General features: G+C 44.4%; 12 protein-coding genes. 3 read left to right on the plus strand and 9 right to left on the minus strand.

The genetic code is table 11. From position 1 onward, the window contains the following. Window positions 1-105: 105 nt before the first annotated feature. Entirely contained in the window at window positions 106-1,341 is a 1,236-nt protein-coding gene (locus tag T426_RS0117975) for an ammonium transporter (RefSeq protein ID WP_025864844.1), read from the minus strand. A 482-nt stretch (window positions 1,342-1,823) separates the two neighbouring features. Between T426_RS0117975 and T426_RS0117980 the strand changes: the two genes are divergently transcribed. Both T426_RS0117980 and T426_RS0117985 read left to right on the plus strand, forming a co-directional pair. Beyond that, a complete protein-coding gene (locus T426_RS0117980) occupies window positions 1,824-3,149 on the plus strand; it encodes an ammonium transporter (protein ID WP_025864843.1) in 1,326 nt (441 codons plus the stop codon). Between the two features lie 439 nt (window positions 3,150-3,588). After that, a complete protein-coding gene (locus T426_RS0117985) occupies window positions 3,589-3,825 on the plus strand; it encodes a hypothetical protein (RefSeq protein WP_025864842.1) in 237 nt (78 codons plus the stop codon). Window positions 3,826-3,960: 135 nt separating this feature from the next. On the opposite strand, the gene T426_RS0117990 is transcribed toward T426_RS0117985, so the two are convergent. The 8 genes from T426_RS0117990 to T426_RS0118035 form a co-directional block, all read right to left on the minus strand. Then, on the minus strand, window positions 3,961-4,773 hold the full coding sequence (locus T426_RS0117990; RefSeq protein ID WP_025864841.1) for an MBL fold metallo-hydrolase: 813 nt from the start codon (window positions 4,771-4,773) through the stop codon (window positions 3,961-3,963). Window positions 4,774-4,920: 147 nt separating this feature from the next. Next, on the minus strand, window positions 4,921-5,568 hold the full coding sequence (locus T426_RS0117995) for a Crp/Fnr family transcriptional regulator (protein ID WP_199898611.1): 648 nt from the start codon (window positions 5,566-5,568) through the stop codon (window positions 4,921-4,923). Window positions 5,569-5,593: 25 nt separating this feature from the next. Further along, the gene (locus T426_RS0118000; RefSeq protein ID WP_025864839.1) at window positions 5,594-6,841 is read right to left on the minus strand and encodes an MFS transporter; all 1,248 of its coding nucleotides are present in this window, start codon (window positions 6,839-6,841) and stop codon (window positions 5,594-5,596) included. 169 nt (window positions 6,842-7,010) lie between these two features. Further along, the gene (locus T426_RS0118010) at window positions 7,011-8,081 is read right to left on the minus strand and encodes an alanine racemase (RefSeq protein ID WP_025864838.1); all 1,071 of its coding nucleotides are present in this window, start codon (window positions 8,079-8,081) and stop codon (window positions 7,011-7,013) included. A gap of 2 nt (window positions 8,082-8,083) precedes the next feature. Continuing rightward, the gene (locus tag T426_RS0118015; RefSeq protein ID WP_025864837.1) at window positions 8,084-8,533 is read right to left on the minus strand and encodes a GNAT family N-acetyltransferase; all 450 of its coding nucleotides are present in this window, start codon (window positions 8,531-8,533) and stop codon (window positions 8,084-8,086) included. A gap of 447 nt (window positions 8,534-8,980) precedes the next feature. Further along, window positions 8,981-10,798 carry a TrkH family potassium uptake protein gene (locus T426_RS0118025; RefSeq protein ID WP_025864836.1) on the minus strand — a complete coding sequence of 606 codons (1,818 nt, stop codon included), beginning with the start codon at window positions 10,796-10,798 and terminating at the stop codon, window positions 8,981-8,983. Window positions 10,799-10,839: 41 nt separating this feature from the next. Next, window positions 10,840-11,538 carry a potassium channel family protein gene (locus T426_RS0118030; RefSeq protein ID WP_025864835.1) on the minus strand — a complete coding sequence of 233 codons (699 nt, stop codon included), beginning with the start codon at window positions 11,536-11,538 and terminating at the stop codon, window positions 10,840-10,842. Between the two features lie 89 nt (window positions 11,539-11,627). Beyond that, window positions 11,628-12,461, minus strand: a complete 834-nt coding sequence (locus tag T426_RS0118035) for a CvfB family protein (RefSeq protein ID WP_025864834.1) — start codon at window positions 12,459-12,461, stop codon at window positions 11,628-11,630. Window positions 12,462-12,856: 395 nt separating this feature from the next. Here T426_RS0118035 and T426_RS0118040 point away from each other — a divergent pair, with 395 nt between their 5' ends. Further along, on the plus strand, window positions 12,857-13,495 hold the full coding sequence (locus T426_RS0118040) for a hypothetical protein (protein WP_025864833.1): 639 nt from the start codon (window positions 12,857-12,859) through the stop codon (window positions 13,493-13,495). Window positions 13,496-13,507 lie beyond the last annotated feature (12 nt).

Raw genomic sequence — 13,507 nt, forward strand, 5'->3', positions numbered from 1 at the left:
TCGCTGAGAGTTGGACGAGGCACGCACATTTGTGCAAAGAAAACCCCTGGCCAGAGCTTGCAGAGTCCAACCAAGGGTTTTCGAAATATTTTTCTTCCAATAATATTATTGCCGGCGGGCCACTTCGCCGTGAAATGCCAGGTCGAGGCCTTGCAGCTCATCGGCCAGTTTCACTTTCACCGGTACCAGTACATTAATGATTTTTAGCATAGCCAAGGTAAATACAAAGCCCCAGGCCGATGCCAGGATAATGGCTGTCAGTTGTTTCAGAAAGAACACCGGGCTTCCGCCGTTCAGGATGCCCTGGGCACCATGCGGGTTGACCGCCAGACTGCCGAAGAATCCCAGCAGCAGCGTTCCCAACACGCCGCCAACGCCGTGAACGCCCCACACATCGAGGGCATCGTCCCAGCCTTTGTATTCCACAAACTTCACCGCAAGGTAACACACAACTCCGGCCAGTAACCCGAAAAACAGTGCGGCGTCAAGCGAAACATAGCCGGCTGCCGGTGTAATGGTAGCCAGTCCGGCTACCGCTCCGGTCATCAAACCAATAAACGTCGGCTTTTTCTTTCCGGTAGTCCACTCAATAATCAGCCAGGTAACGGCAGAGGCTGAGGCAGCAATGTCGGTATTCAGGAATGCCTGCGCGGTAATGGCATCGACGTTCAGTTCGCTTCCGGCGTTAAAGCCGTACCACCCAAACCAAAGCAACGCTGTCCCGATGGCCACCAGCGGGATGTTGTTTGGCCCGTCGCCCTGTTCCGCTCGTTTGCCCACGAACAGCACCGAGGCCAGGGCGGCAAATCCGGCGGTAGCGTGTACTGTAATTCCTCCGGCAAAGTCGAGCACGCCCCATTGAGCGAGGATGCCGCCACCCCAAATCATGTGTACGAAGGGATAGTAGACAAAAATCTGCCAGAAGATGAGAAAGATAATGTATGATTTAAAGGTCACCCGGTTGATGAATGCGCCGGTAATCAATGCCGGAGTAATAATGGCAAACATCATCTGGTAGGCAATGAAAATGAATTCCGGGAAATTGCGGTCTGCCGAGTGCGGAGTATAAGCGGTGATGCCGTGTAAAAATACTCTGTCGAAATTACCGATGATTCCGGAAAAATCGGTTCCGTGTGCCAGGTCTCCGCTAAAGCACATGGTATAGCCAATGGAAATCCACAGAAGCGAAGTGATGCCCAGTGAGACAAAGCTCTGCATCATGATACTTAAAATGTTCTTTTTACAACTCAGGCCCCCGTAAAAAAAGGCGAGGCCCGGAGTCATGAGCATCACCAGACTGGTGGCAATGATCATAAATGCCGTTAAACCCTTATCAAACATTGTTCAAAATCTCTAAAGTGTTACCTAAATCAGTGTGTCACTACAAAAATATAAGTAAAATGGGTTTTGCCTATGAAAAACAGGGGGTGTTGATGGGAAAATAACTTTCAGATTGAAAGCAGGTGTTGTTTTAATGAGGGGGTTGGCGGTGTTGTGATGACTGATTTGCTCCTTGTAATTGTTCTGTAATCAGGAGTTAAAGGTGCTTGATTGAAAAATAAAATTTGTCATTGCGGTGTGATGTTTTTGGGGTGTAGTTTGAGAATAATGTAGATAAAATAAATTGTGATATTCAACAGGAGGGGGTGTGTGTCTGGAAACTTTAAAATGAAATTTGCTATGAATGTTATCAAAATGTGAAAAATATTCCTTTTGTAGTTTCAAATTGATACACTTTGATGGCTTTGTAATAATAAAATATATTTTTGTGGCCGAAAACCAATTAAATGTAAAAACTAAGCTTCAAAAAGGAATAAATTGTCATGAGACACAAAAACAAATGGCTTCGAACACTTATCGTTTTAATCATTGTTTCCATTCTTGGGATTTTCTTTCCTACCACAAATTTTGGTGACGGAGGAGGCGCCCTTGTTACCGGTGATGTTGCCTGGATGTTAACTTCAACAGCATTGGTTTTACTCATGACTCCCGGATTGGCCTTCTTCTATGGCGGAATGGTTGATCCACGTAACATAATTTCGACTATTCTGCAAAGCTTTATGGCCATGGGGCTCATCAGCATTATTTGGATTGTGGTTGGTTTTAGCCTCGCGTTTGGTGATAGCATTGGTGGCCCGGGAACAGGATTGATAGGTAACCCGATGACATACTTCATGTTTAACAATGTGGGAGCAGCTCCTAATCCCGATTTGGGACCAACGATTCCCTTTGCATTGTTCGCCATATTTCAATTGAAATTTGCTATCATCACTCCGGCTCTGATTACCGGCTCATTTGCTGGGCGGGTTCGGTTCCGCGCATACATGCTATTCATTAGTTTGTTTACCATATTCATTTATGCTCCGCTTGCTCACTGGACCTGGGACCCCAATGGTTTGCTTCATAACTGGGGCGTTCTCGACTTTGCCGGTGGAACGGTCGTTCACATGTCGGCCGGATTTGCCGCATTGGCCGGAGCCATGTTCTTAGGAAAGCGACATGACATTGAAGGCCCGGAGCGACGTGCCAATATTCCGTTTGTAATGCTGGGAGCCGGCATGCTTTGGTTTGGCTGGTTTGGTTTTAATGCCGGTTCGGCACTGGCGGCTTCGTCCACGGCCGTGCTGGCGTTGGTGAATACCAATACTGCTTCAGCTGCGGCTATGCTGGCCTGGATATTCCTCGATGGCGCCCGCGGGCATAAACCCTCTGGTTTAGGTGCAGCTATCGGTTTGGTGGTCGGATTGGTTGCCATTACCCCGGCCGCGGGTTATGTAGGCATCGGAGCCTCCATTTTCATTGGAGTGGCGGCAGCGGTTGTTAGCAACTATGCCATTACCCTTCGCAGCCGCACGGCGCTCGACGATACGCTGGATGTATTTCCGGCGCACGGAATGGGCGGTATTGTGGGAATGATTCTTACCGGTGTATTTGCGCGTAACGTCGGTTTGATTGACGGCGAAACAAAAACATTTTTCTATCACCTGTTGGCTTTGGTGGTGGTGAGTGTATTCACATTTGGTGGTTCGTATCTGCTCTATTGGATCACCGACAAAATTGTTCCACTCCGTGTATCGAAAGAAGCGGAAAAAGTGGGCTTGGATATCAGTCAGCACAACGAATCATACGGATTTCTCTATATGGATTAATTAGTTACCCCAACCCTTTACACGTATGGGTCATCCCGAAAGGGATGGCCTTTTTTATGTGATAAATAAGTTGTTTTACCTCCTTTAATACCTTTTTTGTCCATTTCGGATCTGATAAAACAGGTTCCGCCTGGTGCTTGCAGCTTTCTCCTCAAAACGAGATTAACGAAGAGTGAACTTAGTGTTTCGTAATCTGATCTTTGGGTGAATGGTTTGCATGTACCTTTTTAGTCGTAAAAGGTCTTGTAAAAGGCTGTATAAGATGACTATATGACTTGTTTGGAAGATTGCATAGGTTGAGTAATTGTTACTGGAGTATGAAAAGTACTATAACAATAGCTATGTGCTTGAAATTGATAGTCAAAGTGAAATAATCGTAAGTATCTTTGTGGCTGAGAACCAATAAAACGGGACGTTAAAATTAAAAGGAGGACTTGTTATGAAAAACAAGAGAAATTGGTTCGGAACATTTATTGTTCTAGTTGTTATTTCAATTTTAGGATTGTTTGTATCCGGCGAATTTGCCAAAGGTATTGGTGTTTTTGCTGATAGTGTAAAAACGTTGTTTTACAATGTACTGATGATGATTGTTGCAGTAGGTTTCACTTTCGGTGGTTCGTACCTTTTGTTTCGGATTATCGATAAGATCGTCATGCCGAAAGGTCATTTGCAATAATCGGTATATTACGCTGGTGATTCCATTTTGACAACTGATAAACCGGCCACTCAAATCTCATTATTGAATACGTGATAGGTCATCCCGAAAGGGATGGCCTTTTTTTATGTGATAACTACATCAATAGACATCACATTAATCTGAACCAACAATCTTCAAATACCTTTCAATGGATGTATCGAATATGGCCCGGCTGTTTTTCCATATGTTCCGTTTATACCAGGCACCGAAGATTCGTTCGAATGGAATACCGTCCATTCGGTCTCTGATGATTTCGATGTCTTTTGTTGAGAGTGGAATGTGGTTCGGAAAGCTGTACATGAACGAAACGGTTTTCATGTCAGGTTCCACATTGATGATGTCTCCGGTAAAGAGCGAGTAAGTATCCTTTTCGGGATCATATTGATGTAAAACAGTGGCTCCCGGAAAATGCCCTCCCGGATTGATGAGTTTCACATTCTCCCACAATTCGAGTGAATCGCCTTCCCAGAAAACGATATTTTCCGATTTTCGCATCACAAAGTCCGCATCTTTTTTGTGCAGATAGACCGGGGCATTGTTAAAAGCTTTGCTCCATTCCACCATGGTCGAGTAAAAATGGGGATGACTGATGGCAATGGCGTCAACGCCTCCAAGGTGGTTGAGAATCTCGACGGTGGTTTCGTCGATCAGTGAAATGCAATCCCAGAGGATATTGCCTTGCCCGGTTTGAATGAAAAAGGCCCTTTGGCCAATGGCAAAGCCGGGTGTTGTATGAATAGTGTAAATTCCCTTTTCAACTTTTTGTATTTGGTTCGTATGGTAGTTTCGTACAGTATCGAGCGTAGTCCACTTTTGTCCGTCCCATGGAACAAACTGCCGGTCGTCGGAGCAAATGGGACAAGTTTCAGGAGGGTTTTTCGTGGCTTCAAATTGAACGCCACAAGTATGGCACATATAATTTGTCATTCGATCAGGCTTTTATTTAAACTAAATCAAAATTACGAAATTTGAAAGGAATGATGATAGAATTGGACGGATATAATATCTCCAAACGGGAAAAGGTTGAGAAAATGGGTACGATTAACTTCGGGAACACTGCCTGGCGGTTGGGTTCTATTTCACCATGCCGCTGTAGTCGATTTTATTCCGCGAAAGCGTGATAATTCCATCCTTCTCCAGTTTTTTCAGCAGTCGTGAAACCACTTCGCGTGAAGTATTCAATGAAAAGGCGATATCCTGGTGTGTTCCGGTATACAGCGTGCTTCCGGTCGACCGGAAACGATCGGCAAAGAATTTTTCCAGCCGCTCGTCCATTTTCATGAAGGCAATGCTGTCGATGGTTTCCAAAAGCTCGTCGAAACGTTTACGGTAGGCATACATCACGTACTCTTTCCAGCTTTGGTAGGTGTTCATCCATTGGTCGAGCAGGGGATTAGGAATGCGGATTAACAAGGAGGGGGCTTCGGCAACGGCCCGGATGTTGCTTTGGGTGTGTCCCATACAGCACGTGAGCGACATGGCACAAACTTCACCCGGATGGAGGTAATAAAGCAGAAGTTCGCGTCCCTGATCATCAAGACGGGAAATGCGAACCAGTCCTTCCAAAACCAATGGAACCGACTTAATATACTGGCCTTCGCGAATGATCTCTTCACCTTCTTCCAGCTCCTGCAAAATGCCTTTTTCGGCGATGGCATAGCGTAGCGAAAGCTCAAAAAACGGGAGTCGCTTTTCCAGTAGGTTTAAATCGACATTCATCATTCAAGGTGTGGGTTACGCCACAAATTTAAGCTTTCGTACGGGAATTCCGAATGAAAAACATTGGTGTCAGGGTGATAAGTAACAGCGAAACAATCATCAGGCCATTGGCCAAACCAAACTTGTCGGCCAAAAAACCCAAAAGTGCTGTGAAAATGGCCCCGAACAAAGTTTCCAACTGGGAAGCAGCCGACAGGGCCGTTGCCAGAATATCTTTCTCCAGCAAGTCAGCGGTACAGCTCATTCCGATGGGTTTCCGCAGGTTTTCGACCAGGTAAACGGCTACGAAAAACAGGACAGCAACTGCCGGAATATGGAAGCGATAAAATAATCCGGAAACCAAGCCGGCACCCGCACCAATGAATATGGAGAGCGTTAACGCCATCTGCAACGAGCTGAAGCGAAGGGAAAATTTACCGGAATTGCGGGCTGCTAAACCAGACGCGCGGTAAATGAGGTAGTAGATGACGCCCACCACGACCGCACTTCTTGTTTCAGCGGGCTGCATGGTGAGAATAGGAAGAGCCAAAGCCAGGCTTTTGATGACCGGTTGCAGGAAATCTTTCAGTGCCTTGTAATAACCTGAATAGATTGCACTGTTGGCAATGGTTTTCAGCATCAGCGGATTTTTGAACGAATACCAGAAATCGGCGAGCACCTCTTTGAAATTTTTTCCAATATCAGAAAAACGGATATTCATCTTTTTCCCATCGAGGGCTTTGGGATAACTGGCAATCAGAGCAAGATCGAGCACGTAGGGCACAATGGAAAAAAGAAAAATCATCCGGTAGTTGTGGCTGAGAATAACCAAGCCGGCAGCAATTAAAGCCGAAAGAGCAGAACCCCGCTGCGACCAACTCCGGGTATAACCATAATAGGTCACCTTTTCCGATTCCCACCCCTTCATTTTCAGGTATTCAAAAATCATGGCTTTATGGGTACCCGTCCGAAATGCTTCCCCCAGAGCGAAAATGCTCATGGCAATAATAAAACCAGTCATCTTTCCGGAAAAGAAAAATGCCAGAAAGGATAAGATGTAAAAAACAAAGGAGGTGATCATGGTTCGGCGGCGACCCAGAGCATCGGAAACAATGCCGGAGGGAATCTCCAGGAAATTTTGCAGGAGCATTCGAAGGCTGTACAGCAAACCAATTTGCAGGTAGGAGAGACCCGCGCTCATCAGAAAGAGCACCATGAAAGGTTCGAAGAAGCGGAGGTTCTTCAGAAAGCCGTAGGCACAAAACTTCTTGAACTGCCAATCTTTCTCAAAGGCCATATCGATGGAGTGTTTTGCGAAATTTCGGAAAAAACAACCGAAAAATTACTACATCACCGGTAGGCAATTATTAATTATGATGAGAAATTATTGGGTGGAAATGAAAACGGAGGCAATGTTTTCCGTTGATTGAAAAACAAGGCCTCCGTTCACGCGGTCGAACAGATGTTTACCGCTTCACTTTATCAATATACCTCGAATTCAGTACCCTGAGGGCACCCATGTAGTCGAGTTTGAATTCCAATAAGTCGCCTGTTTTGTAGTTGTCTTCGTTGTTGCCGAGGTCGATAACAATCATATCGGAACTGGCACCCACGAAATTAAGTTTCGGGTTAACCGGTTCGATATGCGTTTCTTCCACGTCGAGCAAGCCTAAATCGATGATAGCCCGGTAAGACGTTTCTCCCAGTTTCTCCTCATCAATCTCATATGCTTTACCTTCCACGTTAACGCCGAATTCGCCCATGGGAACCACCGGTTTTTCAATCAGCTCGATGATTTCAGCGTAAAGCTGGAAAACATCGGTATGCATTTCTTTATATTGCTGATTGGTATAAGGTTCCGTTCCTAAAAACAGGGTTTCGCCCACGCGGAAATGGTTAATAGCCTCGGGCAGCAACCCCTGGTCGATGAGTGGTATGGTAACCGATGAACCGCCGGAAACATACGGAATCATTTTGTTGAATTTTGCCTCGATGAGTTGCTCATACAAACTAAGCTGGATGAGCTTATCATGGTTGGGCAATACTCCGTAAAGGCAGGTCAGATTGGTCCCGATGCCCACCACTTCAATATTGGGCAATTCAAATACCTTGGCATAAAAATCGATAAACTCTTCGCGAAGAACACCTTCCCGCAGTTCACCCAGTTCGATCATGATGATGACTTTGTGGGTTTTGTTCTGCTTTAGGGCTTCCTTCGAGAGCAGTTTAATGGTTTCGAATTCCGTATTCATACTGATGTCGGCAAACTCAACAATGCTTTTAACTGCTCGTTTTGCCGGTGGTTTGATGTATACGGTTTCGATATTGGGGGCAATGGATTTAATGGTTTTTAAATTTGTGACCCGGGAATCGCAAATTTGTTTTACGCCCAGGTTGATGAGCTCTTCCAGGTATGATTTGTGGCCACAAAGGACCTTGGAAACCACTGCCCATTCAATATTGTGCTCCTTGAAGAGGGTATCGAGGTATTGGTAATTCTCTTTTAATTTTTCGGTATTTAGAGCCAGGAAAGCCATTTTTATTTGCCGTTTCGTTTATAACGCATTTCAAGGTATTTGTTGGAAAAGCCAAATTTCTCGTAGAGGAATTTAGCGGGGTTGTCTGGCTCAACGTGTAATGCGATGTCCCCTTCAGCTGTCTCAATGGCTTTTTGCATAAGGGCCTTACCAATTCCCTGGCCTCTCATATCGTGGTGTGTGGCAATGTAAACGAGGATATTTTCGGGGATGTAATCTTTCATGCCGGTCCGGTTAATCACGACAGCTCCGGTGATTTGGTCTTTGTTTTTGGAGACAAGCGTAAAACCGCCGAATGATTCTCCCTCTTTCAGTGAGTAATCCAATGCCTTGAGAATATCAGGCTTTGGGTCTCCATACTTTTCGAGATGTGTGAAGAGGAAGTCTGTAATTGCTTCTTTCTGTTCTGGATTAGGTTTGTGATCTGAATTAAAAATTTCAGTTTCAATCATACAATTTGTTTTTGTTAAACATAGCTTATTGAACCATCGTTGATAGCTGCCAAAGAAATGACAACAATCAAATTATGGAGTCAATTGTCCGGGAGGATAGACTGCAGACGATGAATAATACGAGAAGTATGAACAGAATGATTGAAAGTGGGATTGAGTTTGTTGGTATTCAAAACGCATAAAAGGAGTACTGCCGGACGCTCTCTGTTTGGTGTGAGATAGTTGAACAGAGCTATGAAAAGCGTTCGTTGCCTTCTTTTATGATATGTAGTGTTGCGGTCTCGAATAAAAACGGTATTTCTGTCATCATTCCGGTCGTTCCCGGTAAATATATCTACCACAGAATATCCGGCTGGACATTTATTTCACAAAGATAATCAAATGCCGGCTAAATGCCACATTTATGACTAATGACAGTTTTTAGTAAATCGAAGGATTGATTTTGTATTACCCAATCATGACATTGGTGCGGCCATACCGGTAACGGGTATACATGGCCTTTTTGCTGAGTGCAAGTGCCAATGTCAAAGGGCCAACGCGTCCCACCAACATCGAAACGATGATGATGATTTTCCCGGTAACGGACAAACCCGCCGTGATCCCCGTGGAAAGCCCCACAGTGGCAAAGGCCGAAATTTCTTCGAACAGTAACCTGACAAAATCGGTTTTGGGTTCGAAAATGCTGAGCAGAAAGGTCGATAAAAAAATCAGTGATATCGAAAACAACACCAGTGAGTAGGCTTTGTTGATGTTGTTGAATGAGATGGTTCGACGGAAGAATTCCACATTTTTCTTACCTCTCAATGTGTCGATGGCCGATTTTATAAGAACGGCAAACGTTGTGGTTTTAATTCCTCCTCCGGTGGAACCCGGTGAAGCTCCAACATACATTAGGCACATGAAAATGGTGAGCATGGGCAAGCCAATATGTCCGAAATCGACAGTATTAAAGCCGGCCGTTCGTGCGGTTACCGATTGAAAAAAGGAGGTGATAATGGCGTGTCCAAATGATTGTTCTTTCAGTAGCGTATCTTTTTCAAGTACATAAAAAACAACCGTTCCGATAAAAAGTAATATGCCGCTTACCCACAGAACCAGTCGTGTGTTGACCTGCAATGCGTGGTGCGGTATGTTTTTCTTTTTCCGGAAGGTCAGTTTTTTCTGAATATCCTGCAAGGCAATAAAACCCAAACCTCCGGTAATCACCAGTACGGCAATCACCAATTGCAGACCGTATGCATTTCGGACGCCTTGTTCATAAAGATTATCGGTAAAAAGTGAAAAGCCGGCATTGTTGAAGGACGAAATAGCATGGAAAACCGATGAAAAGATTTTATCGCGGTTGGTACCAAAATCGTAATGGTTTCCCCAAAGGAAAAAAATAAGAATACTACCGGTTAGTTCCATGAAAACACTGAGGAATACAACCTGCCGGAGGATAGATCGGGTGTCGGAAAACTTGTCGGTACTCAGAAAATCTTTCACAAGTGATTGGTAGCGGACCCCGGTGGATCGAAAATAAAACGTGGTGAAAAATGTAGCGAACGAAATAATATTGATTCCCCCCAGCTGGATGAGAAACATGATGATCATTTGTCCCTTGAAGGTGAAATAGGTCGCCGTATCCACTACGATTAGTCCGGTGACACAACTGGCGCTGGCCGATGTGAAAAGTGCGTCTACAAAGTGGATGTGGTGATTGACGGTCATTTGCGGCATCATTAAAAGTCCGGTGCCGGCTAAAATCAGTACAAGAAAGGAAAGAATCAGCAGAGCTGCCGGTCCCAAATCTAGTTTCGCAATAATCGGGCTGGCCTGCCCGATTTCGATGGTAACAATGACGAGAAAGTAAAGCTGGACGAATAAGAGTAAATAGGGCAAAACATAAGAGAGGTAATATGTTTCGCTTATGTTTCTCATAAGTTGATGGCCGAAAAGGAGATAGAGCAGACCGAAAAAGATGAGACCAAAAATGATGATACTTTCGATCCTGTTTTCCCGGATATACTGTCTGGGATGCTGCGCCAGAAATAAGTAGAGCAGGTATTTGAAGATGTAAAAATAAAAACTGAACCGGATGATTCCGAGAGCGACCAGGGCGGTATCGCTGCTTTGCGGAAATCCATAGTAGTAAACGATACTTCCCATGGCTGCCAGTGAAACCAAAATCCGGGCCACCGGCATAATATGATTGATAACTCCCCGGATGTTGTAACGGAAAGTATTGATATTTTCAAGTTGTTGTTTTGAAAAAATGGGCTTCATGCACGGTTACTTCAGGTGATGACTTCCGCTGGATTGCTTTTTTATTCGTTAATTTCCAGAAAGCGTTCAATATCCACTTGCTTGCCGAAGATGAGCATAAAATCGTCTTCTCCGATTTCGGTAGCCGAATTGGGGATATCGATGTGTTCTTCCAGTATGACCCGCCCATTCTTGATTACTTCCAGCTCTTTGGTAATGGTTATTAGGCTGAGGTTATAGCGGTCACGCAGGTCCAACTCACCAATTGAGCGTCCAATGGCTACTTCGGGCGGCTTCAGCTGGGCGATGCGGTAATCGTCGGGCAGTTCCAGGTATGACACAATACTCGGATTCAATAGCTTTTCGGTGACAATGGTCGCCACTTCGCTTTCGGGAATGAGCACCTCGCGGATACCGATTTTTTCGAGAATCGTTTGCTGTACGGGGCCGGTTGCCCGGGCAATGATCCGTTTGATATCCAACTCGAGCAGGGTGACCGCACACAGTGTCAGTTGCTCGAAATTGGTGCCGATAGCTATCACAACGGCATCGTAATCGCTGATGTTTTGTGAGGCAAGAGCCTTCGGATCGGTAGCATCCAGGGCAACAGCGTAGGCAACTTCCTCAGCTATATCATCTATTAGTTGCTCATCGATATCGATAGCCAAAACTTCGGCACCACGCTGAGTAAGCTTCCGGGCAATTGCATGCCCGAATTGCCCCATTCCAATTACCGCAAACTTGCTGGTTGAATTTGCCATGGCTGTTCATTTTAGGTAATGAATATTAGCTATAATCGCCCGGACAGCCAAATGGCTACTGTTAAAATATCCTTTTCTTTCTTATTTCACTACTGGTTCAGGCGGATACCATCGGGCTCGATGGTGATGATTCGCTTTTTGTACAACATTCCAACCGCCCGTTTATAGTTTTTCTTGCTTTCGCCGAAGAAGGAATAGATTGTTTCCGGTGAGCTTTTATCGGTAACAGCCAAAAAGCCACCTTGCTCTTTTAGCATATTCAGAATTCTATCCGATAGGTCCATGGCGCTTTCAATGCCAGGTTTCTGCAAGCTCACATCAAGTTTTTCATCCTCACGCACCTGTTTGATGTAGCCCGGAAGTTGTTCGCCGCTTTTCAACGGACGAAATACTTCGTTTTGGTACAGCATTCCCCAGTGCATGTTATTCACAATGGCTTTGTAGCCGATGTCCGTTTTGCTGTGAATCATGAGCTGCACTTCCTGCCCGGCATGATATTCCGGCGGAACATTGTCAAGGTATTTATCCAGTTTCGTAGTAGCCACCATCCGGCGACTTTCATCGTCGACATACACATAAACGATGTACCAGTGGCCTTCCTCCATCTTGCTTTTTTGTTCGCTGAACGGAACCAATAAGTCTTTGGGCAATCCCCAGTCGAGAAATGCTCCAATCTGATTCACCGAAACTACTTTCAGGAGTGCAAAGTCACCAGCTGTAGCCAGCGGCTCTTCGGTCGTGGCAATAATGCGATCTTCCGAGTCGAGGTAGATAAATACTTCCAGGAAATCGCCCGGCTTGCAGCCTTCGGGCATGTACCGTTTGGGAAGTAAAATATCGCCCAGTTCCTGTCCATCGAGGTAAGCGCCAAAATCAACCAGACGCATTACCTCCAGCGCCTGAAATGTTCCGAGTTTGTTCATAGTAATCGTTTATGCTGCGGCAAAGGTACAGTTTAATTTGAATGGTGAGCGAAGCAAAATGCGGAATATGTACGTGTCGGCAAATTGTTTGCTGAATCGTATTACTGGAGCGTCACGTCTGTGACGTAATGATATAGTTAAGTTAAAATTAGAAAAACATTGTATCTTATCGTTATAAATAGTCAATGTGTAGTGAATCAGTTGGTAATGATTTTTCGTTTTACACTTTTTATAAAACGAAAGTTGTTTTTTGTTAATTATAAGAGAGTTATAAAACTTTTCTTTTAAAAGTCCGGTTTCATGGTAATCACTTCGTAATTAGCACGAGACGAGTTCTTCTGTTTTTTCGAAATCTATACGAAGTTATTTTATAGAACTCAATAAAAATTTTTATCATGAAAAAATTATCCATAATCTTATTTCTGTTGATTCCGGCTTTAAGCTTCGGACAAACACAACAGCTTCCGGCTTCTATTGCTAGTTCATTCAAGAAGACTTTCCCTGGAGGGATTATCACTTCATGGACTGGAAACGACAAGTATAATTATTTGATTGATTGGACAAATGATGCATACTTTGGAGATTTTAATTTCGACGGCTTCCCCGATGAGTATTATGGTGACGGCGAATTGTATGACGGCATGGGTGATGCTCCTTATTACTATAATGATGATTTGGATTACAACTATTACGTTCCAGATGATTATCAGGTGATTGTTCACACGCCACCTACCCAATACCAGTTAAACTTCCGTTTCAAAGATTTAAAAATGACTGGAATCTTCAAGCCTGATGGTTCATTTGTCATTGCCAAAGGACGTGTTTCTGTTTTGCCTGAAACAGTTGTCAATACCATTAAAAATACATTTAAAGGCAAGGTTATTCGTGTCGCACATGTCAAAGAGTTGATGATGACTCCCAAATATCTACCCTCTGATGCCGTCTATCGTGTGAAGGTGTTTGTACGGCACAACGGATATGCTATTCTGAAGATAGATTCCAAAGGGAAAGTAGTTTCCAACGATCACTATTAATCAACAATTGCA

This window comes from Prolixibacter bellariivorans ATCC BAA-1284, assembly GCF_000621705.1.
Classification (GTDB): domain Bacteria; phylum Bacteroidota; class Bacteroidia; order Bacteroidales; family Prolixibacteraceae; genus Prolixibacter; species Prolixibacter bellariivorans.

Coding starts and splice junctions, on each gene's coding strand:
- T426_RS0118025 (WP_025864836.1), bottom strand. CDS start 10,798: ATGAAGCCCATTTTTTCAAAACAACAACTTGAAAATATCAATACTTTC.
- T426_RS0118040 (WP_025864833.1), top strand. CDS start 12,857: ATGAAAAAATTATCCATAATCTTATTTCTGTTGATTCCGGCTTTAAGC.
- T426_RS0118030 (WP_025864835.1), bottom strand. CDS start 11,538: ATGGCAAATTCAACCAGCAAGTTTGCGGTAATTGGAATGGGGCAATTC.
- T426_RS0118035 (WP_025864834.1), bottom strand. CDS start 12,461: ATGAACAAACTCGGAACATTTCAGGCGCTGGAGGTAATGCGTCTGGTT.
- T426_RS0118010 (WP_025864838.1), bottom strand. CDS start 8,081: ATGGCTTTCCTGGCTCTAAATACCGAAAAATTAAAAGAGAATTACCAA.
- T426_RS0118000 (WP_025864839.1), bottom strand. CDS start 6,841: ATGGCCTTTGAGAAAGATTGGCAGTTCAAGAAGTTTTGTGCCTACGGC.
- T426_RS0117995 (WP_199898611.1), bottom strand. CDS start 5,568: ATGATGAATGTCGATTTAAACCTACTGGAAAAGCGACTCCCGTTTTTT.
- T426_RS0117990 (WP_025864841.1), bottom strand. CDS start 4,773: ATGACAAATTATATGTGCCATACTTGTGGCGTTCAATTTGAAGCCACG.
- T426_RS0117975 (WP_025864844.1), bottom strand. CDS start 1,341: ATGTTTGATAAGGGTTTAACGGCATTTATGATCATTGCCACCAGTCTG.
- T426_RS0117985 (WP_025864842.1), top strand. CDS start 3,589: ATGAAAAACAAGAGAAATTGGTTCGGAACATTTATTGTTCTAGTTGTT.
- T426_RS0117980 (WP_025864843.1), top strand. CDS start 1,824: ATGAGACACAAAAACAAATGGCTTCGAACACTTATCGTTTTAATCATT.
- T426_RS0118015 (WP_025864837.1), bottom strand. CDS start 8,533: ATGATTGAAACTGAAATTTTTAATTCAGATCACAAACCTAATCCAGAA.